Annotated in this window: 25 protein-coding genes and 2 pseudogenes; 11 read left to right on the top strand and 16 right to left on the bottom strand. The window is 62.1% G+C overall.

Going from position 1 to position 23,987, the window contains the following annotated elements; translation table 11 throughout:
- Positions 1-518 (top strand): annotated as a pseudogene (locus tag FY112_RS38595) (glycosidase); the annotation flags it as partial.
- Positions 519-588: 70 nt separating this feature from the next.
- Here the strand turns inward: FY112_RS38595 and FY112_RS14325 are convergent.
- Together FY112_RS14325 and FY112_RS38590 are read right to left on the bottom strand one after the other, a co-directional pair.
- Complete coding sequence (locus FY112_RS14325; protein WP_029875172.1) at positions 589-777, bottom strand: hypothetical protein; 189 nt, start codon at positions 775-777, stop codon at positions 589-591.
- Positions 778-919: 142 nt separating this feature from the next.
- Positions 920-1,339 (bottom strand): annotated as a pseudogene (locus FY112_RS38590) (hypothetical protein).
- An 11-nt stretch (positions 1,340-1,350) separates the two neighbouring features.
- On the opposite strand from FY112_RS38590, the gene FY112_RS14315 reads away from it, so the two are divergent.
- The 6 genes from FY112_RS14315 to FY112_RS14290 all read left to right on the top strand — a co-directional run bounded on the left by FY112_RS14315 (position 1,351) and on the right by FY112_RS14290 (position 7,060).
- A complete protein-coding gene (locus FY112_RS14315; protein WP_131645684.1) occupies positions 1,351-1,746 on the top strand; it encodes a hypothetical protein in 396 nt (131 codons plus the stop codon).
- A gap of 219 nt (positions 1,747-1,965) precedes the next feature.
- A complete protein-coding gene (locus FY112_RS14310; protein WP_094085974.1) occupies positions 1,966-2,796 on the top strand; it encodes a metallophosphoesterase in 831 nt (276 codons plus the stop codon).
- Positions 2,793-4,019, top strand: a complete 1,227-nt coding sequence (locus FY112_RS14305; RefSeq protein ID WP_151518629.1) for an ABC transporter ATP-binding protein — start codon at positions 2,793-2,795, stop codon at positions 4,017-4,019. Before FY112_RS14310 ends, FY112_RS14305 begins: the two co-directional genes overlap by 4 nt.
- Complete coding sequence (locus FY112_RS14300) at positions 4,012-4,935, top strand: sugar ABC transporter permease (RefSeq protein ID WP_151518628.1); 924 nt, start codon at positions 4,012-4,014, stop codon at positions 4,933-4,935. The genes FY112_RS14305 and FY112_RS14300 overlap by 8 nt, the downstream gene beginning before the upstream one ends.
- Positions 4,932-5,768, top strand: coding sequence for a carbohydrate ABC transporter permease (locus FY112_RS14295; RefSeq protein WP_151518627.1), 837 nt, complete (start codon positions 4,932-4,934; stop codon positions 5,766-5,768). Before FY112_RS14300 ends, FY112_RS14295 begins: the two co-directional genes overlap by 4 nt.
- 26 nt (positions 5,769-5,794) lie before the next feature.
- Positions 5,795-7,060: an ABC transporter substrate-binding protein gene (locus tag FY112_RS14290; protein WP_131645688.1), complete on the top strand. Its 1,266-nt coding sequence runs from the start codon at positions 5,795-5,797 to the stop codon at positions 7,058-7,060.
- Between the two features lie 71 nt (positions 7,061-7,131).
- Here FY112_RS14290 and FY112_RS14285 read toward each other — a convergent pair whose 3' ends face one another.
- Positions 7,132-8,112: a substrate-binding domain-containing protein gene (locus FY112_RS14285; RefSeq protein ID WP_131645689.1), complete on the bottom strand. Its 981-nt coding sequence runs from the start codon at positions 8,110-8,112 to the stop codon at positions 7,132-7,134.
- 230 nt (positions 8,113-8,342) lie between these two features.
- Here FY112_RS14285 and FY112_RS14280 point away from each other — a divergent pair, with 230 nt between their 5' ends.
- Positions 8,343-11,261 carry a M16 family metallopeptidase gene (locus FY112_RS14280; RefSeq protein WP_131720113.1) on the top strand — a complete coding sequence of 973 codons (2,919 nt, stop codon included), beginning with the start codon at positions 8,343-8,345 and terminating at the stop codon, positions 11,259-11,261.
- A gap of 14 nt (positions 11,262-11,275) precedes the next feature.
- On the opposite strand, the gene FY112_RS14275 is transcribed toward FY112_RS14280, so the two are convergent.
- The 3 genes from FY112_RS14275 to FY112_RS14265 all read right to left on the bottom strand — a co-directional run bounded on the left by FY112_RS14275 (position 11,276) and on the right by FY112_RS14265 (position 13,809).
- The gene (locus FY112_RS14275; RefSeq protein ID WP_017960462.1) at positions 11,276-11,956 is read right to left on the bottom strand and encodes a GNAT family N-acetyltransferase; all 681 of its coding nucleotides are present in this window, start codon (positions 11,954-11,956) and stop codon (positions 11,276-11,278) included.
- Positions 11,956-12,444, bottom strand: coding sequence for a MarR family transcriptional regulator (locus FY112_RS14270; RefSeq protein ID WP_094085967.1), 489 nt, complete (start codon positions 12,442-12,444; stop codon positions 11,956-11,958). The genes FY112_RS14275 and FY112_RS14270 overlap by 1 nt, the downstream gene beginning before the upstream one ends.
- A gap of 114 nt (positions 12,445-12,558) precedes the next feature.
- Positions 12,559-13,809 carry an MFS transporter gene (locus FY112_RS14265; protein ID WP_231283807.1) on the bottom strand — a complete coding sequence of 417 codons (1,251 nt, stop codon included), beginning with the start codon at positions 13,807-13,809 and terminating at the stop codon, positions 12,559-12,561.
- 208 nt (positions 13,810-14,017) lie between these two features.
- Here FY112_RS14265 and FY112_RS14260 point away from each other — a divergent pair, with 208 nt between their 5' ends.
- On the top strand, positions 14,018-14,929 hold the full coding sequence (locus tag FY112_RS14260; protein WP_151518626.1) for an agmatinase: 912 nt from the start codon (positions 14,018-14,020) through the stop codon (positions 14,927-14,929).
- A 143-nt stretch (positions 14,930-15,072) separates the two neighbouring features.
- Positions 15,073-16,581 carry a winged helix-turn-helix domain-containing tetratricopeptide repeat protein gene (locus FY112_RS14255; protein WP_151518625.1) on the top strand — a complete coding sequence of 503 codons (1,509 nt, stop codon included), beginning with the start codon at positions 15,073-15,075 and terminating at the stop codon, positions 16,579-16,581.
- 18 nt (positions 16,582-16,599) lie between these two features.
- On the opposite strand, the gene FY112_RS14250 is transcribed toward FY112_RS14255, so the two are convergent.
- The 10 genes from FY112_RS14250 to FY112_RS14205 form a co-directional block, all read right to left on the bottom strand.
- The gene (locus tag FY112_RS14250) at positions 16,600-17,133 is read right to left on the bottom strand and encodes a YidB family protein (protein WP_094085966.1); all 534 of its coding nucleotides are present in this window, start codon (positions 17,131-17,133) and stop codon (positions 16,600-16,602) included.
- 174 nt (positions 17,134-17,307) lie between these two features.
- Complete coding sequence (locus FY112_RS14245; protein ID WP_017960468.1) at positions 17,308-17,649, bottom strand: hypothetical protein; 342 nt, start codon at positions 17,647-17,649, stop codon at positions 17,308-17,310.
- Positions 17,650-17,877: 228 nt separating this feature from the next.
- Positions 17,878-18,339, bottom strand: a complete 462-nt coding sequence (locus FY112_RS14240) for a DUF411 domain-containing protein (RefSeq protein WP_151518624.1) — start codon at positions 18,337-18,339, stop codon at positions 17,878-17,880.
- Positions 18,340-18,395: 56 nt separating this feature from the next.
- A complete protein-coding gene (locus FY112_RS14235) occupies positions 18,396-18,683 on the bottom strand; it encodes a copper-binding protein (RefSeq protein WP_131645901.1) in 288 nt (95 codons plus the stop codon).
- 21 nt (positions 18,684-18,704) lie between these two features.
- The gene (locus tag FY112_RS14230; RefSeq protein ID WP_131645900.1) at positions 18,705-19,184 is read right to left on the bottom strand and encodes a plastocyanin/azurin family copper-binding protein; all 480 of its coding nucleotides are present in this window, start codon (positions 19,182-19,184) and stop codon (positions 18,705-18,707) included.
- Between the two features lie 32 nt (positions 19,185-19,216).
- On the bottom strand, positions 19,217-20,563 hold the full coding sequence (locus FY112_RS14225; protein WP_131645899.1) for a copper oxidase: 1,347 nt from the start codon (positions 20,561-20,563) through the stop codon (positions 19,217-19,219).
- Between the two features lie 13 nt (positions 20,564-20,576).
- A complete protein-coding gene (locus FY112_RS14220; protein WP_131645898.1) occupies positions 20,577-22,043 on the bottom strand; it encodes a TolC family protein in 1,467 nt (488 codons plus the stop codon).
- Positions 22,040-22,267 (bottom strand): hypothetical protein, encoded by a 228-nt coding sequence (locus tag FY112_RS14215; protein WP_131645897.1) that lies wholly within the window; start codon positions 22,265-22,267, stop codon positions 22,040-22,042. The genes FY112_RS14220 and FY112_RS14215 overlap by 4 nt, the downstream gene beginning before the upstream one ends.
- 93 nt (positions 22,268-22,360) lie before the next feature.
- Positions 22,361-22,774, bottom strand: coding sequence for a hypothetical protein (locus FY112_RS14210; RefSeq protein ID WP_181018216.1), 414 nt, complete (start codon positions 22,772-22,774; stop codon positions 22,361-22,363).
- A gap of 152 nt (positions 22,775-22,926) precedes the next feature.
- Entirely contained in the window at positions 22,927-23,430 is a 504-nt protein-coding gene (locus FY112_RS14205) for a cytochrome b/b6 domain-containing protein (protein WP_131645896.1), read from the bottom strand.
- Positions 23,431-23,581: 151 nt separating this feature from the next.
- On the opposite strand from FY112_RS14205, the gene FY112_RS14200 reads away from it, so the two are divergent.
- Entirely contained in the window at positions 23,582-23,911 is a 330-nt protein-coding gene (locus tag FY112_RS14200) for a hypothetical protein (protein ID WP_131645895.1), read from the top strand.
- Positions 23,912-23,987 lie beyond the last annotated feature (76 nt).

The following is a 23,987-nucleotide window of genomic DNA, read 5'->3' as shown; positions in this document are numbered from 1 at the left end:
TGACCGAGCCAAGCCTGACCGGCGACGGGCTCGGCTTCGATGCAACCTGGTACGGCGATTTTCATCACAACCTCGTCGAATATCACGGCGGCGCACAGGCGCAACTGTTGAGGAATGCCGGCTTCGGGGACAAGCGAGCGCTGACCATGTCGTCTGTTGCCGGCGCATTCCAAACGAGCGCGCGACAACCAGTCGCATGATGATTGCGGCAATCGCGAAGTATCGGCGCGAACCGCTGTTATCGCGGTCAATTTTGCACTGTTGTCGGCGAGACCAGGGCGCGGGCGAAGGCGGGGTCCAGGTTTGCGGCGGCGATGACGCTGCTATCGGCCGAGACGCTGATGTTTTTCATGGGCGAGGAAATCGGCGCCCAGAAACCCTATCGCTACAATGATTTCCTCAAGGACCGGGAGAATATCCTCGGCGAAACTGATGGCAGCGGGGCAGGGATGATTCGCTGTTATCGCGATCTGATCGCGCTCAGCATCCATCAGGATGCGATTCGCTCCCGCAACATCGTGCTGAATGCAGTGTTGCCGGCATCAGGCGTTCTGGTCTTTCGCAGGCTGTGAGCCACGCGCGGAACGGTCAGACAAAGCCGAGCGGCAGATTTTCCACTTTCCTGTCATTGCCGTAGTCGCGCTCATGCGGCGAACGACGACGGCCATCGCGGCGAGCGGAAAGATCGATGCGGTTTTCGGCGAAGATCCCATCGGGCCAGGTTCCGGTGTCATGGCAATCTGCGTCGATCTTGGGGGCAAGGATTTTCAGGATCATCAGGGTTCCTCCACGGCGCACCATCAACACTCGGAAAGGCCGTCTGGTTCCGTTTATAAACCCCGAATTATTAATAAATTAACCATAAGGCTTAAGGGCAAGGGTGTCGCCGCATCTATCCCGTCACACTCGCAAGGAGACATTAGTGGACGATTGAAGACGAAGACATCGACGCCAGCATCCCCTCGGTCGCCCGGATTAGCCGCGCTGCGTGCGCCATCACCTCGGCTCCGGCCTCCGTCTCGGCAGTCGCGGTTGCCATACCGTCCAGTCCGTCCGCCACCTGGATCAGTTTCGGCAGCATATCTGCGCGTCCGACCGCCTCGGTTAAATCTGGCGAACTTACGCAGCACCTCCGAATAGCTCGATATCAAAGCGAGTTTCTGGTCTGCGGGAATATTGGAGAACGAGAATTTCTCGAAAGGCGATAGCGGCAATTTCCGCATGGATGCGACCTATTGAACTGCCAATGAACTCGCATAGCCCAGGGCCTGTCGCCCTACGCGGAAATGGCGTTGCCGTGGAACTCCGGACTTGGATGGCCGTTGAGGTGCATGAACACAGGAGGTTTTCATGCAACTAATTGAGACTCGGGTGACACAGGCCGGCGACCTCTTCACTGTCGAATTCCTGGGCGAGGGAGGAGAATCGATTTCCGTCAAAATCGACAACTCCCACGGCGAACTCGACGATACGACGGCGGTCGACCACGCCAAGGTCATGATGGTTCAGTTGACCGCCTTTGCCGGCGGGGAAGCAGACGGCAGCATCAACCGCTACGATGCCTTGAGCAACGGCAATTTCGACGAAGGCAGCAAGGGCTTGATCGGCCAGCCGAGTGCGCGTTCGGCCGGCGACAGGCAAACGCTGGAAGAGGAACTCGATGAAGGCCTCGAAGACAGCTTTCCTGCAAGCGACCCTGTCTCGGCAACGGTGTCGTCCATTCCCGCCAACGCGCCACGGCACTGATTGCAACGCAATGTTGCAAGCGCCCGCGTGTTCTTGATTCAAATACAGGTCAAGGCTGCCCCCGTTCCGGCGGGCGGTCTGCGCCAGGATGACAGATTGATGTCAAAACTGAGAAACAGCTGAAAACCTCAGCTGTGTGATTGACATGGGAGCCTTCTAGAGAGGGCACGAGAAGGGAGCGCACGTGACGCGCTGCCGAGGTCTCGGAGACGCGCGCCCATGAAAATCATTCAGATCACCGACACCCATTTCAGTCCCGACAAGCCGCATTTCAACGGCAACTGGGCGCCGCTTTTGAGCTGGATCGAAGAGACCGGCGCGGACCTGATCGTCCATACCGGCGATCTCACCGTCGATGGCGCCGACAAGGACGCGGATATCACCTTCTCGATGGACCTGATGCGTCAGGTGTCGATCCCGATGCTGATCGTCCCCGGCAATCACGATGTCGGCCACCTCAAGGGATCGGATCAGCCCGTTAATGCCGAGCGGTTGTCCCGCTGGCGCAGCCTTGCCGGCGACGACCGCTGGCTGGAAGATGCGGGTGCCTGGCGCTTCATCGGATTGAACTCGCTGCTTCTCGGTCATGAGGATGACGAGGAGGAGGCGCAGTTCGAATGGCTCGACCAGGTGCTCTCCGACAGGGCAGGGCGGCGCGTGGCGCTATTCGCGCACAAGCCGCTCTTCGTCGATGCACCCGACGAAGGCGATACCGGATATTGGAGCGTTCGCCCGGCTCAGCGTCGGCGGCTCTATGATCTGATCGCCGCGCATGACGTGGCGCTGTTTGCGAGCGGGCATCTCCACTGGGCCTGGCGGGGACGCTTCGACAATACCCAACTGATATGGGGTCCGTCGGCTGCTTTCATCATCGACAAGATGGAGCGCGAGATGCCGGGTGAGCGCCTGATCGGCGCCGTCGTCCACGAGTTCGAGGCTTCGGTCGAAAGCACGATCGTCGCCGTTCCCGGCATGACCGCGCATGTACTCGACGATGTCGTGCACGAAGTCTACCCCCAGGCGGTCAAGCCGCGGGAGCCCGCCGAATGAGCGCGCTCTCGCTTCGCGGCATCACCAAGGCGTTCGGCGGCAACCAGATCCTTGATGGCGTCAGCCTGGATGTCGCCGCCGGCGAATTCATCGCGTTGGTCGGCCCTTCCGGCTGCGGTAAGAGCACGCTGCTGCGCGTCCTTGCCGGCCTCGACCACGCCGACCAGGGCGAGATCCTGATCGGCGGGCTGGATATGTCCGGCGTTGCGGCCGCCGACCGCAACATCGCCATGGTCTTTCAGTCCTACGCGCTTTATCCGCATTTGACGGCCTCTGAGAATATCGCCGTGCCCTTGGCGATGCGCCGGCTGTCGAGGATGCAGCGGCTGCCCTTCATCGGGTCGTTGATGCCGGGCCAGCGCGCCACCCGCAGGGCGATCGCCCGCGACGTCAGGGATATGGCGACATCGCTGAAGATCGACCACCTGCTCGACCGCAAGCCCGGCCAGATGTCGGGCGGCCAGCGCCAGCGCGTGGCGCTTGCCCGCGCCATGGTGCGCCAGCCGAGCATCTTCCTGATGGACGAACCGCTCTCCAATCTCGATGCCAATCTGCGCGTTCACGCCCGCGGCGAGATCGTCGACCTGCATCGCCGCGCCGGCGTACCGACGCTCTATGTCACCCACGACCAGGCGGAAGCGCTGTCCATGGCCGACCGTGTCGCCGTTATGATGGGCGGAAAACTGCTGCAGATCGCCAGCCCCGAGGTCATCTACGACGATCCCGCCCATATCGAGGTCGCCCGCTTCATCGGCCAGCCGCGCATCAATCTGCTGCCGGCATTTGCCGAAGGCGGCATCATTCTCTGCGGCGGCCTGCGCCTGACGCTTGAGAATGCACCCGGCGGCAAGATGCCAGTCACGCTCGCCATTCGCCCGGAATTCGTCTTTCTTTCCAAGAGCCGGCATGACGGCCTTGCCGCCCGGATCGAACGCGTCGAATTCCTGGGCTCCGAAGTCATCCTCCATTGCCGGCTCGAGGCGATCGGTGAGACTATCGTCGCCAAGGTTCAACCCTCCGAAGCCTCGGGCCTTGTGGCAGGCGATCCGGTCGGGCTGAGGCTTTCGCCCGGCCGCACGCTGATCTTTGCCGAGGACGGCAGTCGGCTGGCCGGCGGCGTTGCAACGGGTGATGCCGGGCTCGCCGCCGCCGATGCCGGGCTCGCTACAAGCGATGCCGGGCTCGCTAATAGCGATGCCCAGCGGGAGAGGGCGCATGGCTAGCATCGTTACCATGGCCGTGCCGGAGGATGCCGCCGTTGCGCATCGGCGTAGCGAGGCCCGCATCGCCTGGATGCTGGTGATGCCGGCGATCATCCTGCTGTTCCTCTTCGTGCTTTTGCCGGTTGTATCCGTCATCGTGCTCGGCTTTACCGATTTCGAACTCGGCTACGGCAAGTTCCGTTTCGTCGGCTTCGAGAATTACGCGCACCTGATCACCGACCGGACGTTTCGCAAGTCGCTGTGGAATACGACGGTGTACACGGCGATCGTCGCACCCGTCTCGATCCTTCTCGGCCTCGGCATCGCCATGCTGATCGAGAGCGAGACCAAGGCGCGCAGCTTCTTCCGCACCGCTTATTTCCTGCCGGTCGCCTCGCTGATCGTCGCCATGGCGACCGTCTGGCAGTATATGTTCCACCCCACAATCGGCCCGCTCAACGCACTGCTCGCCCTCGTCGGGCTTCCCGGCCCGAACTGGCTGGGCAGCTCCGGCACGGTGCTCTACAGCCTCTCGATCATCGGCGTCTGGCAATCGGCCGGCTTCAACATGGTGCTGTTCCTCGCCGGGCTGACGGCGATCCCGCGCGAGCTTTACGCGGCCGCCGAGGTCGACGGCGCCAGATCCTCCCTCGACCGTTTCCTGCTGGTGACCTGGCCGATGCTCGGGCCGACGACGCTCTTCGTCATCACCATCAGCATCACCAATTCAGTCAAGGTCTTCGAAACGGTGAAGACGCTGACCGAGGGCGGCCCGAACAAGGCGTCGGAGGTGCTGCTCTTCACGATCTACCAGGAGGGCTTCGTCTACCTGCGCGTCGGTTATGCTTCGGCGATGACGGTGGTTTTTCTGCTGATCCTGGCGGTGCTGATGTTCCTGCAGTACCGCGTTCTCGATCGCCGGGTGCATTACACATGATGACGAACGCTTTTTCCCTCGGCAGGATCATCCGCCTGACGCTGCTTTCGCTCGGCGCAATCATCTTCCTGTCGCCCTATGTCTTCATGATCTCGACGGCCGGCAAGGCCCAAAGCGACATCTTCACCTCGTCGCTGTCGTTGATCCCGGCGCACTTCACCTATGCCGAGAATTTTGCCAAGGCCTTGAGCCGAGTGCCGATGGCGCAGCTGTTGTGGAACGGCGTCGTCGTCTGCGGGCTGATCTTCTTTTTCCAGGTGCTGGTGGCAATCCCCTGCGCCTACGCCATGGCAAAGCTGCGCTTCGGCGCCGCCCGCGCCATGATGGTGCTTGTCATGCTCGGCCTGCTGGTGCCGATCCATGCGACCGCGCTGCCGCTCTATGTCGTATTCGACCGCGCCGCGCTGCTCAACAGCTATGCCGCCCTTGTCGCGCCCTTCACCATTTCGGTCTTCGCGATCTTCATGTTCCTGCAGTTCTTCCGCGCCATGCCCGACGATCTCATCCATGCCGCGCGTCTCGATGGCATGTCGGAACTCGGCATCGTCGCCCGCGTCATCGTGCCGAACGCCTGGCCGGCGGTCACCGCCTTCGCCATCTTCTCGGTCGTCGCCCATTGGAATGATCTCTACTGGCCGCTGATCGTCATCAGCAAGCAGGACTATGCCACGCCGCCGCTCGGCCTGATGTATTTTCGCGCCGCCGAGGCCGGCGACGACTACGGCGCGCTGATGGCGGCGACCCTCATCATTACCCTTCCCCTCGTCATCGCCTTCCTGCTTGCGCAGAAGCGCTTCGTCGAGGGCATCACCATGACCGGTCTCAAAGGCTGACCGGTTTCAACCCAGGAGAACGAGCGATGAAACATATCACCCAGCTTCTCGCCGCAGCGACCGTATCGATGGCAATCGCGCTTCCCGCGCATGCCGAGACGACGCTGACGGTTCACTACCCGATGCCGGGCTTCTTCAAGGACGTGATGGACACGATCTCGAAGAAGTTCATGGAAGAAAACCCAGATATCAAGATTCAGTTCGCCAGCCCGTCGGCGACCTATGAAGAAGGCATCCAGACGATCCTTCGCCAGGTCGGCACCAGCGAAATGCCCGATATCACCTTCATCGGCCTCAACCGTCTGCGCATGCTCGACGAACGCGACGTCGCCGTCGATCTCGGCCCGCTCGTCCAGAAGGACGGCAACATGGCCGAGCAGGGCTTCTCCGACACGATCCTCAAGCTTGCCCAGGTCAAGGGCAAGCAGGTGGGCCTGGCTTTTGCGACCTCCAACCCGATCATGTATTACAACGCCGATCTCGTGAAGGCGGCCGGCGGTGATCCTGAAAATCCGCCGAAGACCTGGGATGAGGTCATCGCGCTCGGCGGCAAGATCAAGGCGCTCGGCAATGGCGCCGATGGCATCGATTACCGCTGGCAGGGCGACGACTGGATGTTTTCGGCACTGCTCTTCGGCGCCGGCGGCAAGATGCTGAGCGACGACGAAAGCAAGGTCGCCTTCAACGGCCCGGAAGGTCAGAAGGCCGTCGAGGTCCTGCATCGTCTGGTGACCGAAGGCGGCATGCCTGTGTTCACCAAGGCCGCCGGTGAACAGGCTTTCGCAGCCGGCAAGGTCGGTTTCGAATTCCAGACCACAGGCGCGCTGCGCAACACGATCAAGAATGTCGGCAACAAGTTCGATCTGCGCACCGCCAGGATCCCGTTGATCGATCCGGTGAATGGCCGTCTGCCGACCGGCGGCAACGCCGTCGTCATCCTGACGCATGACGCCGCCAAGCAGGATGCCGCCTGGAAGTTCGCCAAATTCGCCGCCGGCCCTTATGGCGCTTCCGTCGTCGTGCCCGGCACCGGTTATGTCCCGAACAACGAGCTTGCCGCGAAGTCGGCCGATTATCTCGGCGATTTCTACAAGCAGAACCCGCTGTTCCAGGCAGGCCTCAGCCAGATGCCGGTGATGATCCCCTGGTATGCCTTCCCAGGCTCGAACGGCGTCAAGGTCACGCAGACAATCGTCGACAACCTCTCGCGCATCGTCGACCAGTCGGCCGAGCCGAAGGAAGCACTCGACGACGCAGCCGCCGATGTCGAGGGCATGCTGCCGCGCAGCTGATCGGCTTCCCGATCGGGAACAGGGCAGGGCCGCCACGCCGAGCGCGTGGCGGCCCTCTGGTTTCGCAAGCGTCAGATGGCGCGCACGGTGCCGCCGCGGCGAAGTGTATAGGCGACATCGAGATGGCGGGCAGGGGCAGCATTCTCCGCCATGTCGAGAAGCAGCGAGGCGGCCGTTGCCCCCATGCTGGCATCCGGCATTTCGATGGTCGTCAGCGGTGGATCGATCAGCCGGCCGATGGCAATGCCGTCGAAGCCGGCGACCGAAACATCCCCAGGCACGGAAAGCCCCTCGCGCTTCAGCGCGCCGATGACGCCGAGCGCCAGCAGATCGTTGGAGGCGATGATCGCCGTCGGCGCAAGCGAAGTCATCGCGACACCAAGATCGAGCTGGTCATAGCCGCTGACGAACGGGATCTGCACCGCATCGAGGGGTGTCAGCCCGTTCTCGGCCATAGCGTCGAGATAACCGCGGTAGCGAAGGTGGGCGCGGTCGGAGGCGGCAAAATTCCCAGAGAGAAACAGAATGCGGCGATGGCCCATGCCGATCAGGAATGTCGCGATCTCGCGGCCGGCGCCGCGATTGTCGGCAGTGACCGCCGCCGGAAACTGCGCCGTCGGCAGGTTGTTGAGCAGCACCGTCGGCGGGAGCTTCGCAAGCAGCGCCTTGCTGGTCGATGGATCGCAGACGGTGAGGATCAGCCCGGTCGGCCGGTCGTTCAAAAGTGCTGCGACGGCATCGGCCTCGCGCGCCGGATCGTAATTCGACTGGGCGATCAAGACGCCATGGCCGGCCACCAGCATGCGGTTCTGGATGCTCGACAGTGACGAGGCAAAGACCGGATTGGTGATGCTCGGGATCAGCACGCCGACCACGGGCCTGCGTCCGAGCCTGCCGGCGGACGAGCCAGCCGGGCGATAGCCGAGTTCGGCGGCCGCACGGCGCACCTTGCGCACCATCAGGTCGCTGGCCGGTCCGTTGCGGTTGAGAACCCTGCTCGCGGTCGCCAGCGAGCATCCTGCCCGGAACGCGACCTGCTCTAATGTCGCCATCGAAAACGCCTCCTGGTGACAGCATCGAGGCGCAATCGCTTAGGCGGGTTCGATGACAATGGTCTGACAGCCAGAGCATGATGCCGAAAAGTCTGAGCGGTTTTCAGACGACATCATGCTCTAACTCATTAATTGAGAACAGGATTCAGATTTTCGGCCAATCGGGCCTAAAATCATCCTGTTCTCAGGCAGAGTTATCTACTTCTTATTCATTACGAACATGGAAGTTGATGGGGAATGCAACCTGTGGAATAGTCAGGTTGACGCCATCTACCCCCTTCATTCTCATCACCTGGACAAGAATGTCTCAAAAAAAAATGGAATGCCCCACGGTGTGGTGGTTTCTCGCGACGGTCTCCCTCGTCGCAAACTTCACGTCGCCAGCCTATGCGGACAGCCCGTCCGTGCCCTGGCCACAAACGCAAAGCGACATCCAAGCCGACCCCCATGTGCGTTTCGGCATGCTCGCCAACGGCATGCGATTTGCGATCATGCGCAATGTCACTCCGCCCGGACAGGCAGCGATCCGCTTTCGCATTGGCTCCGGTTCGCTCGACGAAAACGACAACCAGCAGGGTCTGGCGCATGTTCTCGAGCACATGGCCTTCAAGGGTTCGACACATGTCGCCGAAGGGGAGATGATCCGTATCTTGCAGCGCAAGGGTTTGGCCTTCGGGCCGGACACCAACGCCCATACCTCTTACGACGAGACTGTCTATGCACTCGATCTGCCCGAGGTCGATGCGGACACGCTTTCGACGGGCCTGATGCTGATGCGAGAAACGGCGAGCGAGCTCACCCTCGACGCCGGTGCCTTCGATCGCGAACGCGGCGTCATCCTGTCGGAAGAGCGGTTGCGCGACACGCCGCAGTATCGCGCGGCTCTCGAAATTATGAATTCGCTGCTCGCCGGCAAGCGCGCGACCATGCGGGCGCCGATCGGTAAAGCCGACATCATCAGCAATGCGCCTGTGGCCCTCGTCCGTGATTATTACCGGGCCAATTACCGACCCGATCGGGCAACGCTGATGGTGGTGGGCGATATCGACCCCGCCGCCATGGAAACGGAAATCCGGCAGCGCTTCGGCGATTGGAAGGCCGTCGACCCGGCGCCGGCAAAACCGGATCTCGGCGCGCTGGTGACGAAAGGCGAAAGCGCCGAGCTCATCGTCGTTCCCGGCGGCATGACGAGCGTACAGGTCGCCTGGACACGTCTCTTTGACGCGACGCCTGACACCTTCGCCAAGCGCCGCGCTGAGCTTGTTGAAAATCTCGGTCTCATGGTGCTCAATCGCCGGGTGAGTACCATCGCCGGCAAGGCGGATGCCCCATTCATCAGTGCGGGCGTCGGCTCTCAGGATCTCCTCGATTCCGCTCATGTCGTCCTGATCGCGGCGAACTCCGAGCCGGACAAATGGCAGGCGGCGCTCACGGCCATCGATCAGGAACAGCGTCGTATCCAGGAGTTCGGCGCAACGCAGGCGGAGATCGATCGCGAAATCCTCGACTATCGCTCGGCCCTGCAGGCCGCTGCGGCCGGAGCCGCGACACGCATGACCACCGACGTCGCTTCCATGCTGGTGAGCAGCGTCGATGACGATCAAGTCTTCACCTCGCCTGCCGAAGACCTGTCGCTGTTCGAGACGATGACGAACGGCGTCACGGCGGTCGAAGTCAATCAGGCCCTGCAGCGTGCTTTCTCCGGCAACGGTCCGCAGGTCGTGCTACAGACGGCCCAATCACCTGAGGGCGGAGCTGACGCGGTTCGGCAAGTCTACGATGCGTCAAATGCCGTTGCCGTCTCGGTAGGATCCAGTGCAGCTGACGTCGCCTGGCCCTACGCCCATTTCGGCGCGCCGGGCGCTGTGGTCGAACGCCGCGCCGTCGACGATCTCGGCCTGACCTTGGTGCGCTTTTCCAACGGCGTGCGGCTGACCGTCAAGCCAACCAAGCTGCGTGCCAACGAAGTGCTGGTGCGTGAAGCTATCGGCGGCGGTCGGCTGGATCTGCCGCACGACCCTTCCGCCCCGATCTGGGCATCTCCGGCCGTCGTGCTGTCCGGCGTCAAGGCCATGGATTACCAGGATATCCAGAAAGCGCTGACGGCCAACATCGTCAGCATCGATTTCTCCGTAGGCGACAGCTCCTTCAGGTTCGATGGTCGTACAAGGACTGAAGATCTTGCGACGCAACTGCAGCTCATGACCGCATACACCTCCGATCCCGCCTATCGCCCCGAGGCGTTCAAACGTGTGCAGCAAGCCTATTTGAGCGGTCTCGATCAGTATGAGGCGACGCCCGGCGGCATTGTCAGCCGCGATTTCCCAGGTCTCGTGCATTCGGGCGACCCGCGCTGGACCTTCCCCGATCGCGCGCAGTTGTCGGCCGCTCATCCGGAGGATTTCGAGGCGCTGTTCCAACCTATGATCTCCAACGGCCCAATCGATATCACCATCGTCGGCGACGTGACGGTGGACGACGCGATCCGGCTGACAGCTGAAACCTTTGGCGCCTTGCCATCGCGCCCGGAGACGACGTCGAGCGACGATCGCAACGACGTGCGCTTTCCGGCGACGACCGAGAAGCCCGTTGTGGAGGCCCATAAGGGCAGGGCGGATAGCGCCGCCGCCGCGGTAGGGGTTCCGATTGGCGATTTGCTTTCCGACCTGCCGCGGTCCTTCACCGCCAATCTCGCCACCCAGATTTTCCAAAACAGGTTGATCGACAAGTTTCGTATCGCAGAGGGATCAAGCTATGTGATGGAGGGCGACGCTGACCTGTCAAGTGAAGTCCCTGGCTACGGTTACGCATATTTCTACGTCGAGACAGACCCGGCAAAGGTCGCGCGTTTCTACGCACTCGTCGACGACATCGCCAAGGATCTGCGGTCGCGTGATGTCTCCCCGGACGAACTCACACGCGCCCGGGAACCGATTATCGAGACGCTGAAGCATCAGCAGCAGGGTAACGAATATTGGATTGAATATCTGCGCGGCGCTCAGACGGATTCGCGTGGTTTAGACCGGATACGCGACAATCTCAGCGGCTATGACAAGGTCGCCGCGGCAGATATTCGCGCGTTTGCCACGACCTATTTCAGCCCGGAAAAATTCTGGAAATTCGAAGTGCTGCCGCCGGCGGTGCGATAGCTCGGGGGCTTTGCTCAGGAGCGACGTTTGACCACGCGCATATTCATCTCCGCGCGAAGCGCAAAGCCATGTGTCTTGTAGAGCGAAATGGCCGATGTGTTTGCGGCATAGGCGTGCAGATAGGCTGTGTCCCCGCTCGATGCGATCTCTCCGGCAACGAAGCGGAAGAGCAGGGTGCCGAGGCCGCGTCCCTGGAAATCGGGATGGGTGCAAAGCCCGCTGAGCTCGATGAAGCCTGTCTGCCGCATCCGTTGCCCGGCCATCGCCACCAGGCGGCCTTCGCTCTTGATCCCCCAGAAGCTGCCGAGGCTCTGGGCTCGCAACGTAAACGGCCCGGGCTTGGTCAGTGTCGCCAAATCAAGCATGTCGGCGGCATCGGCCTCGGTCAGCGGCTGGATGCGAGAATCGGAAATTCGCTCATGAGGCCGCTCGGCGATCATCTGGACCACCGATGCTTCCGTTGCGACGGCAAGACCCGATGGAATGGCGATCGGCCCGGATTCGACGAGAATCATGCTCTCCTCCTGCGAAGGCAGGTTCTCCAGGGCGTCGAGGCTCTCCGGCGTGTCGTCGGCGGACGCCGCGAAAGGAACGATGGAGGGTGGGTATCGCCGCGCGGACTTGCCGCCTTCGGCAAGATCGGCATGCGCGGTTTCCAGCGCGCTCCAGATCGGGCGGTCGAGGATATGCGGCATTATCTTTCCTCCTTGGCGGCGTTGCGGCGCGCAAGCGGCACCGCCGCAAGCCCGTCCTCGATGGCCGCGAGCTGTTCGAGGATCGGCCCGTCGAGATCGCCGCAGAGATCTGCAACGGCGGCGGCGATGCGCGGCCAGATCACCTTTTTCGAATGGTCGACGAGGTCCTGTCCCTTGTCGGTCAGCGAGACCAGTCTGCGACGCTGATCGTCCGGGGCCGGCTGCATGTCGACGTAACCAAGTTCGAGAAGCTGGCCGATGGTGCGGGTTGCGCCGGGCTGGGTGATGCCCACCGCCTGCGCGAGCTCGCCGATCGTCAGCGGCCCAGACCGGTCGATCGCTGCAAGGAATGGATATTGGCCGGCTTGAATGCCAAGGCCTGCTTCGTCGATGACCTGCTGGGTATCGGCCTGCAGCCTTTCTCCGATGCGCCGCAGCCGGCTGCCCATGCACAGAAACCCGAGCGTCCGGACCACATCCTCGACCATGCCAATCTCCATTTGTATGGGAAGTTATATAACATGTTATACATTAAATGGCAATTCTTCTGCGCAAAGGGCCAGCAGGGCAAGTCGGGGCAGGGCGGCACGAGCGTGCCTCGATCAGCCCGGCCATCTCCTGGCCATCAGCAACACCGCCAGCACACAGCTGAGCAGGCCAAGGGACAATGGCAGACCCTGATGTCCGATCTGTTGCATCGCCAGTCCGGTGGCGGGCGAGCCGACGATGCCGCCGATGCCCCATACCAAGGCGAAGGCGGCGTTTCCGGCGATCAGGGCCTGGCCGGTGAAACGCTCGCCGAGCTGGATCAGCGACAGGGTGTAGATCCCGAACGAGACCCCGCCCCAGACGAAGACGAGCGGCCAGATAAGCCACGAATTGAAGGCCGACGGCAGCAGCAGGCAGCTGGCGAGGCAAGCGAGGACACAGAAGAGCATCATCCGCGTCGAGCCGAACCGTTCGGCCAAGCGCCCGAGCAAAATCTGCAGCACGGCATTGCCGGCGATGAAACAGGTAATGAGTGATGCGATGCGCCCTTCGGCGCTGCCGAGTGCTGCGCCATAGACCGCGAACAGAGAGAGCAGAATCTGCTCGAAGGCGGCGGCTGTGAAAACCGCAAACAACAGCAGCGGTGCCAGAGCGAAGAAGCGACCCACCGTTGTTGCCTTGCCTTCACCGGGCATATCGGGCAGGTGTGGGACGACCGCAAGCACGATCAGGCCGCAGAGGAGGAAGGCCGTAATGCCGATCACGAAGGGCGGCCAACCCGCAGTGCCGGTGAGCCAGAGCGACAGCGGGCCGATGGCGAAGCCGCCCGAAACGATCGATGAATAGAGACCCATGATCCGGCCTCGGCGCGGCGCCGGCGTGATCGAGATCAGCCAGGTTTCGCTGATCACGTAAAGCGGATTGGCGAAGACGCCGAGCAGGAAGCGCAGCGGCATCCAGGCCCAGACGTCCTGCGCCCAGGCAATCGTCATTAGGGTGAGCGCGGCCAGGATCGAACACAGGATCGCCAACCGCGCCCCACCCACGCGCCGAGAAAGCGCCGGAATGATGGGCGCCGATAGAATGAAACCGAGCGGCGTCATAGCCGCCGACAATCCGATCAGGCCTGATGGCGTCCCCTGCCGCTCCAGGATGAAGCTGAGCAGCGGATAGGTCAGCCCCTGCGCCACGGCAAATACCGTGACGGTCGCGATGATGCCCGCCATCGCGGCCCATGGGATCCGATCATCTCGCGGCGATGTCGTGCCGTGCAAGTGCCGATCCGACACGTCCGACGGCTCCACAGACGTTCCCGCCCGCGCCGCGTGATGCGGCGCCAATGCAGGGGTGGAAGTATCGTTCATGGCAACCTCCATGGGGTTTGAAGGTGCGGGAACCTTCAAGCTCAAAAGAGGATGAATTCTGCGGGATACGGCGAGCGCCGTAATTAAGCGCGTCCAAAAAGTTCTCAAAAACTTCCAAAGGGACTAAACAGGTCTGCATAGAATTTTGCCCCGACCAAAAGTCCTCACCACAGCAACTTCCGCCGGACATCATCAGGACCATCAGGAAATGACAGCCTCGCCTTCCTTTCTTGGCCTTCCAAATCGCCTCGCCGATGGCCGTTTGCCCCGTGCGGTGATCTTCGCGGCCGGTCACGGCAGCACCTATCCCGGCAAGGACAGCAGCGGCTATGTCCTGGCCGCCGATGCCATCCGCGCTGTGAGCCAGGACGATGCCGCGCTCGTAGAGCACTGGGACTTCGATCTCGGCGGACCGTTGTTCGATGGCAAACCGGTGTGCTGCATCGACGCCGGTGACGTCGAAACCACCATGCATGACAATGCCGGCAACCGCGCCTGGATCGAGGTGAAGACGCGCGAGATCCTGTCAGTGCCCGCCGTGCCGATCCTGCTCGGCGGCGACTGTTCTGTGACCATTCCTTTCCTCGCCGGCTTTGCCGATCACGAACCGGTCTGGATCCTGCAGATCGACGCCCATATCGACTGGCGTGACGAGGTGCATGGCGAGCGCTTCGGCTATTCGAGCCCGATGCGTCGGGCGAGCGAAATGCGGCATGTCGCCGGCATGGTGCAGGTCGGCCTCCGTAGTGTCGGCAGCGCACGCCTCGCCGACATCGAAGCGGCGCGGGGTTACGGCAGCCGCTTCGTCACTGCCCGCGAAATTCATGCTGAGGGCGCCGAAGCCGCTCTCCGGCATATTCCGCAAGGAGCGCGGGTCGTCGTCACGCTCGACTGCGACAGCCTCGATCCCAGCATCATGCCGGGTGTGGCGGCGCGGACGCCCGGCGGCCTCGCCTATACCGAGGTAATCGACCTGATCGCCGGCCTTGGCAGGCGGGCCAGGATCGCAGGATTCGATCTTGTCGAGCTCTATCCTCCCGCCGACATCGACCGCCTGTCGGCGCTGACCGCCGCGCGCCTTCTCGTCAATGTAGTCGGCGCCATCGCCCGGCAGGTTTGAGATCCGGCTCGCGGCATGGTAGCCGGACAAGGTTTCATCGACGAGCGAGAGGGTGTTCTGATGGGGCTAGAGCCTTGAACTGGACCGAATTGTCCCCTGCTGAACAGTTCCAACGAAGGCTGAAAGTCTCTAGGATGCGCTCGATGCAGGGATCGCGCTTTGCCTTTGGTCCGTTTGTGCTTGATCCGGTGGCTGGAACCCTCCTTCGGAACGATGATCCCGTTGCCATTGGCCACCGGGGTGTCAAGCTGCTTTCAGCGCTCGTCGAACGACCCGGAGAAATCCTGGGGAAGGGCGAGTTGATGGATGCGGCCTGGCCGGGCTTGGCCGTCGAGGAAGGCAACCTCACCGTCCAGATCGCGCAGCTGCGCAAGCTGCTCGGTCCGGCCGCCGACGGCGGTGAATGGATCTCCACGGTGCCGCGCGTCGGCTACCGCTTCACTGGCGCCATCGATCAGCGCGCCGGCGTCAAGCGAAAGCCTCTGCCGCTGCCCGATAAACCATCGATAGCAGTGCTGCCCTTTGTCAATATCAGCAATGATCCGGAGCAGGAATCCTTCGCCGATGGCCTGACCGAAGACCTGATCACCGACCTGTCCAGGATGCCGGGCCTGTTCATCATCGCCCGCAGCTCGGCCTTCGCCTACAAGGGAAGGGCGATGGATGTACGCGCAATCGCCGAGGAGCTCGGCGTGCGCTACCTGCTGCAAGGGACCGCACGCCGGGCAGCAGGGCAGGTGCGCATCAACGCCCAGCTGATCGACGCGGTGAGTGGCGATCATCTATGGGCGGAACGCTTCGACCGCAGCCTGGACGATATCTTTGCCGTTCAGGACGAGGTGACGGCCAAGATAGTGGAAGCGCTGCTTGGCCGGCTGCGCGCACCGCCGCCGCGCAACCGGCCCAAAAATCTCGAAGCCTACGATCTCTGCGTGCGGGCGCGCAAGCTGATGGACGACGCACCGCAGACGGCGCGGGAAGCACATCTGATGCTGACGCGCGCGATTTCGCTCGACCCCGACTATGCCGAGCCCTATCGTTGGCTCGCCATAAACCACTGGATGGGAGAGGTGCATTCCGGCGGACCGACGGAGCCTACGCGTAAGACTGCTCTGAAACTGGCGCGCAAGGCGGTGGCGATCGATCCCAACGATGCCGGCTGCCGCTGGATCCTCGCCTACCTGCTTGCCTACGAGCGCAGTTTCGCCGAGGCCGATGCGGAATTCGCCAAGGCGATCGAGCTCGACCCGAACGAGGCCGACACCTTTGCGGCCCTATCCGACATCACGGTGCTCGCCGGGCGGGTCGGGGAGGGGCTTGAGCATATCGCCAAGGCCTTCCGGCTGAACCCATTCCCGGCAAGCTGGTACTATCTGGCGCTCGGCCAGGCGCAATATGCCGCCGGCCAATACGAAGCCGCCGTCGAGACGCTGCGCCGGGACGAGACCTATCGTACAAGCTCACGCCGCTTCCTGGCGGCAAGCCTTGCCCAACTCGGCCGGCTTGAAGAGGCTCGTGCCGAGGTCGAATTGTTCCTCGTCGCCAACCCGCATTTTTCGACCCGCCACTGGGCGGCGGCCGAACCGTTCCGTGACGCTCGGACGCTTGCACATTTCATCGACGGCTACCGCAAGTCCGGTCTCCCCGAGTGATGCGCTGGTGCGATGAAATTAGAAGGTGCCGGGTCGTCCGCTGGTGGTCGATTGACTTGCAGAGGACAAGAAGCTCTCTTCGGCGGTGGGTACTTTTCCCTCGGGTGTCAGGTCGTCCACCGCTTTGGGAAGATCGCGCTTTAGGCGTCCCAGAATCTCTTCATGCGAAAGGCCGGTACTGGCCGCGATCTCGTTGAGGACGTCCGGTCCCAGTGCTTCCGCGAGCTGGCCGTCATCGATGTCCGCATTCGGACCGGGCTTTACCCAGGACTCCGCCTTGTCACCGTGACCATTTTGCTGAAACGTCTTCAGCAGATCGCCGAGACCGCCGCTGACGATGCCGCCGGACGTCAGCCCGCCGAGAAGGCCGCCGAGACCACCCGAACCCGTCAGTCCGCCAAGAAGGCCGCCTAGGCCCCCGGGTTGCTGGTTGCCCGCGCCGGCCTGCTGAGGGTTCTGAATGCCCCGGAGGACCTCTCCGATCTTGTCTCTGTTTTGGTAGCCGGCAACGGCAAGGACGGCGAGAAGCGCCTTCAATTGACCGCTCATCATGATGAATCCTCCTATGGTGCTCAAAGGGTGCACGCGACCCAAAGCAGAGCGCTGCATGGGCAGCAATGTCCAGGGTGGCCAAAGGTTCCGCCGGTTTGAAAACAAGGCCTCCCCGCCGCATTCCCTCGACGATCTCGAAGGCCCGGCCGTCCACCTCATTTGCTCACGCCGCGGTCAGATTTCCGGGCAGCCTCGCCGGTTTGCGAAGGTCATTCGTTCCGGTCCACGGCGCGTCATCCCCTGCACAACAATACTGCGGGGAGACATGCGTACGATCTGCGCCCTGCGAAGTCCTTCGCTGCGTGCGATATCGAGAGCATCATCCGGGTCGCATCCGCGCGGTCGGCGCCGATCATATCCGTCATATCGGTCACGATCGCGATTGCGGTCGTAAACGCCGACGCCACCGGGGCCGAGCCGCAGCTCCAAGTCTTGCGCTGCTGCGATCGTCGGCGAGATCGTCAAGCCGCTTATCGCAGCCAGGCCGACCAGTACGAACTGAAGAGATTTCCGCATGAGTTCCTCCCATGGTCCTATGCTTATCGTAGTGACAACATCGCCATGCGAGATTTGTTCCTTGAGGTAAGCGGACTCGGTGCGGACGCCGAACTTGTAGCTCGTCTCACGGAAGCTCTTCGCATGAATCCAATTCGATAACCGATCGATCAGTCCCAGTCTGGCGCAGGGCGGTCCCGCTCCGGTTTTCCGGTCGGCCGCCCGGCTCTGGCCAGATCGATCGCAACGTCAGCCCTTTCGGGGACGGACCTCCTTGAACACGTAGGGCGCTTCGGTCCCTGACGGGATCGCATACACGCCATAGGACGCCTGCGGGTCGTCGCCCATTCCCAACGAGCCGGACGGCATGCCCGGCACGGCCAGCCCTCGGACCGGCGGCCGCTCCTGCAAAAGGCGCTCGACGGCCTCGAGCGGCACGTGTCCCTCGATGTAGTATTCCTCGACGACGGCGGTGTGGCATCCCTGCAGGTGAGCCGGCACGCCCAACTGCGCCTTGATCGCTGAAAGGTCGTCGGTGTCGCGAGCGTCGAGGGAAAATCCTGCTGCCGCCATCGCCTGCGACCATTCATGACAGCAGCCGCAGTTTGGATCCTTGTAGACCGTCATCTTCGCCGGCGTGGCGGCACGTGTCCCTCCGCCAAGGAACGCCAGGGCGGATGCCGCCATTGTAATAAAGCTTCTCCTGTGCATCGTCTCCACTCCTTGATGTCCTGCCGCCCGGATCGAGACCGGGCGGCAGGAGCCCACTATTTTACTTCGGTGACGGTCAGCTTGCCATTCACGCGTTCGGCGACGAACTCGATCTGCGAACCTTCCTTCAGCCTTTCGAGCAGAGCCGGGTCTTCGACCCGGAAAACCATCGTCATCGCAGGCATGTCGAGGCTCTTCAGGTCCTCATGTTTGATGGTGACCTTGTTCGCTTTGGCATCGACCTTGTTGACAACACCCTTGGTGAATTCTTGGGCGAACGCACCGAAGGCCACGCTGGCAGAGAGCAGGGCGGCCACGCTGATTTTGATCATGGCAGTTTTCATGTTCGTAGCTCCTTTTTGCGATTACTTCCCAGCGACGGTGACGTCGCCGTGCATGCCGGCTTCATAGTGACCGGGGATCAGGCAGGCGAACTTGAACTCGCCGTCGGTGGTGAATTTCCAGACAATCTCGCCGGATTGACCCGCCGGAAGGCGGATGGAATTGGGGTCGGCATGTTCCATCTCCGGAAACTTCTCCATGACCTTCTTGTGCTCCATAATCTTGTCTTCCTGATCGAGCACGAATTCGTGGTCGATCGTTCCGGCATTCTTGATCGCGATCTTGACCGTCTGCCCCTTGCGAACGTTGAAGGCTGCGGGAGTAAACAGCATCTTTCCGTCGTCGGTTTCCTTCATCGTGACGCGGATGGTCTGTGTCGCCTTGGCCTTGTCGCCGGGTTCTCCGATAGCCATCTTCTCGCCGTGGCCACCGGCATGATTGCCGGAGGCAAGTGCTGGCGACGCGAGTGCTGCGAGGGCCAATGCCATGAGATAATTCTTCATCCCTAATTCCTTTTCGATGTTGAGATCGGACCTCAGCCGTTTGTCGGCTTCGGCGTGATTTGCGTTTTTGCGTCTTTGGCCTTGGTCGCGTCCGGAAGGTCTCCGGTCCACTCGAAGGCCTGCGTTCCGGGCGGGTTTTCGTACCAGCCAGGATCTGAGTAATCGTCCGCCGAGATCCCCTCGCGGACCTTTACGACCGAGAACATGCCGCCCATTTCGATCGGACCATGCGGCCCCCAGCCGGTCATCATCGGAACGGTGTTCTCGGGGATGGGCATTTCCATTTCGCCCATGTCGGCCATGCCTTTGGTGCCCATGGGCATGTATTCCGGCTGCAGCTTCCTGATCTTTTCGGCGACTTTCGATTTGTCCACACCGATGAAGGTTGGAATGTCGTGACCCATGGCGTTCATCGTGTGGTGCGATTTGTGGCAATGGATCGCCCAGTCGCCGAGATGCTTGGCGTCGAACTCGTAGGCACGCATCGCGCCGACGGGGATGTCGATGCTCACCTCCGGCCACCGCGCTTCCGGCCGCACCCAGCCGCCGTCGGTACAGGTCACCTCGAAATCGTAGCCATGCATGTGGATCGGATGGTTGGTCATTGTCAGGTTGCCGACGCGGACGCGCACCCTGTCGTTCTTCGACACGACGAGAGGACTGATGTCCGGGAACACGCGGCTGTTCCAGCACCACATGTTGAAGTCGGTCATCTCCATGATCCGCGGCACGTAGGAGCCGGGGTCGATGTCGTAGGCGTTGAGCAGGAAGACGAAGTCTCGGTCGACGCGCATGAACTTGGGATCTTTCGGATGGATCACGAAGAAACCCATCATGCCCATGGCCATCTGCACCATCTCGTCGGAATGCGGGTGGTACATGAAGGTGCCGGATTTCACGAGGTCGAACTCGTAGACGTAGGTCTTGCCGACCGGAATATGCGGCTGCGTCAGGCCGCCGACGCCGTCCATGCCCGACGGCAGGATCATGCCGTGCCAGTGGATCGTCGTGTGCTCCGGCAGCTTGTTGGTGACGAAGATGCGGACGCGATCGCCCTCGACAGCCTCGATCGTCGGTCCCGGTGACTGTCCGTTGTAGCCCCACAGATAGGCGGTCATGCCGTCCGCCATCTCGCGCTCAACTGGTTCGGCGACCAGATGGAACTCCTTAACGCCATTGTTCATCCTGTGCGGCAGGGTCCAGCCGTTGAGGGTGACCACGGGCTGATAGTCCGGACCTGAGGCAGGGTGAAGCGGCGGCTGCATGTCCGCCGATTCCATTTTCGGTGCGTCGGGCAGGCCCATCGCCGACGTCTTCGTCCAAGCGGCTGTGCTGAGCAGAGCGGCGCTGGCTCCAAAAAGTTGTCGTCTGTTGAACATGGTGTGTCCTTTCTCAATGACCGCCGCCAGCGCTGCTTTCGGAAGCAGCGGCGACCTCGGTCTCTGCCGACGCCTTCGTCGTGCCGCCGCCGTAGATCGCAGGCGCCAGATCGGCTTCGGCCAGCCAGAAATCTCGCTTCGCGTTGACGGAGAGCAGGATGGAGTTGATCTTGTCGCGGGTGTCTGTCAGCAGCTCGAAGGTGTTCGAGATCATGCCGTTGTAGGTCAGCAGGGATTCCTCCTCGACCTTGGTGCGCAGCGGCACGACGCTGTTGCGGTAGTGCCGCGCGATATCGTAGTTCGAGCGGTAAGCCTCGTAGGCTGAGCGTGCTTCCGAGCGAACGTTGACGGCTTTCTCCGCCAAGAGGTTCGCCGCCCGCATATAGGCCAGCTCGGACTTGCGCATCCGGGCCTTGCCGGTGTCGAAGATCGGAATGGCGAACTCAAGCTCGACTTGTGCGGTGGTTCTCTTTTTCTTCTCGTCGTCCTCGATTTCGCGTTCCGTTTCGAAACCGGTCAGGATTTCGAGGTCGGTCACATAGCGTGTCGCCTCGGTGAGGCCGTAGGACTTGGCCGTGGCCTCAAGGTCGAGCTTCGCGATCTGCAGATCGATGCGGTTCCTGAGAGCCTCGGCCTCGATGGTATCACGCCTGACGACGGACTTGGGGAGCGGCGGCAGGCTGTTCGGGACCTGATAGTCCAGATCGGAGCCCCAGAGGCCCATCAGTCGCGTCAGTTCCTCCTTGGCAAGACGGGCGGACAGGCGGGCCTTCGCCGTTTCTCCGGCGAGTTCGGCGACGAAGACATGCTCACGGGCTTGAGCGCCCTTGGTCATAGCGCCAGTCTCGCCAAGCTTCTCCGCGAGTTCCGAGGCTGCGTCGGCGGTCGCCTGGGCACGCTGGAGCTGCCCGACGGTCTCCCATGACGCCACCGCGCCGATCCAGGCGCGCCGGGTGTCGGCGGCGACCTGAAGTGTCTTCACCGCCGCGGTCAATTGCGCCTGCCGGAAGCGGGTGTCGGCGATCGCCATGTCCCTGTTCTTCGTGGCGAGCGCCAGGATGTTCGTCGCAATCATTCCTTCGATGGTCTTGAACGCCTCCAGGCCCGGCGCGCCCATGCCGGCAGTGCCGATGGAGACGGTCGGGTTGAGGAACATCGTCGACTGCCAGGCGTCGGCGGCGCTATCGCCGAGATCGGCATAGGCGGCCTGCAGGCCCTTGTTGTTGAGCAGCGCGATCTGGACGGCCGTCTCGGCATCGAGGGTCTTTGTTCGAGAGAGCAGGCTTGTGACTTGTGCGGTGGCCGATCGAGCCTGGTTCTGGTTCTGGATCCAGACGGTCTCTTTCGCCGTGACGGTGGCGGTCTTGTTGGCAACGGAGGTGAAGCCCGCCTCTTTGCGGGAATACTCGGCGCCTGTAACGCAGCCGCTCAAGGCGAGCGGAAATGCCAGCGCCAAGATCAGTTTTCTGGTGCAGATCATGAGTCGTCTCCATTCATGGGAGACTGCAGATCGTTCTGTCTGCGCCAGGGCTTGGGATCGACCGGCTGCCGGACGACGTAGCCTGCGATCGGCGACCTGTATGCCGCCGGAGGTGCGGACGGCTGGTCGACCGCGGTGGGCAACGCCACCACGTCGGGAGGAAGTGTGGATGCGCAGCCGCCGACGATAAGCGGCAGCCCCACCACGAAAAGCGAGGGTTTCATTATGAAATTTCCGAATAGGAGATAGCCTACAAGGCGCTCGCCCGGAAGCAGGCAAGCGTCCGACTAGACCCGATCAAACGGGTAGGTCTCTATTCAGATATTCGGGGGACGGTGGAGGGGCGGCAGCTCGCCAAGGGTCGTCCGGTCGTCGATGAACTGCCGGATCGAGGTTAAGACGGGTCGGCCGACATCCTGGCCTTCACACATGATGCCGAGCCCGCCACAGAAATCCTTGCAGCATTCTGGCTTGACAGGCTTCGATACGCCATCTGCGTCATCACTGACGTCGCCCCGGGAATGGTCATGGACAGCCATCTTCGTCATGTCATGGCCATCATGATGCTGCATTGCATCCGCCTCGGACAGTATCGCTGCCGCCTCGGGGAAGGAGGAGCCATGCATGGCGGCGCTGGCGTTCGACAGCGAGTACCCCGCCAGTGATACGATGATCACCAGCCGCATCATCACGAGCAACCTGCTCATTGCGATTCGGTACATCTTGCCCATGCTCCTCGAACTACATGAAAAGCAGCTCGATTTCAATTGCGACTCATCTGTCGTCGATGTTCGCGTCCTTTATGTGGCACGGAACCGCTTACCGTTCAGATCCTGGATTCTCAGCCAAGACCGGCCGCTACGTCGTGCTGATGTTCGCGACGTTACAGATCCTCGGCTGACCGCTTCCGGCGCGGGAACACCATCCGGTCGACCATCTCGTCACGGGCGACGACCGTGTGCCAAATCGCCGCCGCGAGATGCAGCGTCACCATCGCCAGGATTATCCTCGATCCGACGACGTGGTACGGCGCAATCCCGAACCAGAAGTAGCTAGCGACGACGCCCATGCAGGCCTGCCCAATAATCGCGGCGTAGAAGGCGTGGTGAAGCGCCGCGGCTGCTCGCTCACTCCATGAGCTGGGTGCGCTGGTTTCGGAGGGCTGAAGAAGACGAAGAACCAGCCGCAGGCCCATCAGCAGGCCGATCGCCATTCCCGCGTAGTTGTGGAGATGGTGCTGGACGACGTCCCAATACGCCGGAGTCATGCCCATGTGGACGGCGTGGTGGGTTCTCTCGATGCTGCCGCCCGTCAGATACTGGACCGGCACCAGGAGGGCGATCAGCCAGTGAAGTCCTATCTGGGCTAGCGAATAGCCAGGTTTCATCGAATTGTTCCGAGTGAGAGTCTCAGACTAGCCGGCGACGGTTAATGCTTCCTCATCGGCCGTTGTCAAAACGCAAGGCCGCCACAGATCACTGGTACTGTGGAACATTGCGGCTGCCGCACAGTTCGGCGCCGGAAGGGAACCCAGCCGAATGAGACTTGGAAGCATCTTCCGCTACGCTCGGCTTTTGGTCGTCGCTCTCCTGGTGGCGGCGAATCCTTTCGGCATGGCCGCGGCGCCGAGCACCCTTCAAAGCCAGCACTGTGCCGTCGTGGGGGAGCGTGATCACCATGTGGGGCATGCCTACGCCATGCAGGCCGGGTGCTGTTCGGCGATGCACTGCTGTCCGATCCTTGCGGAAGTTGCCAAGGTCGCGGCTCCGCGCTTCGAACCGGGGAGGCATGAACGGACGGAGCCCGTCGACAGGCCGCTCCTGCTGATCCGTTCGATCGATCCGCCGCCCCGATTTCAGGCGGGCTGAAACGGACCAAAACAATTAACCAGATTTTGGAGATCGAACATGAAGACGTTCACCAAGCTTGCCTTGTGCACGGCAG

Origin of the sequence: Rhizobium sp. PEPV16 (assembly GCF_008919455.1) — a bacterium.
GTDB classification, from domain to species: domain Bacteria; phylum Pseudomonadota; class Alphaproteobacteria; order Rhizobiales; family Rhizobiaceae; genus Rhizobium; species Rhizobium leguminosarum_Q.
This window is presented reverse-complemented; position numbering and strand designations above follow the sequence as displayed.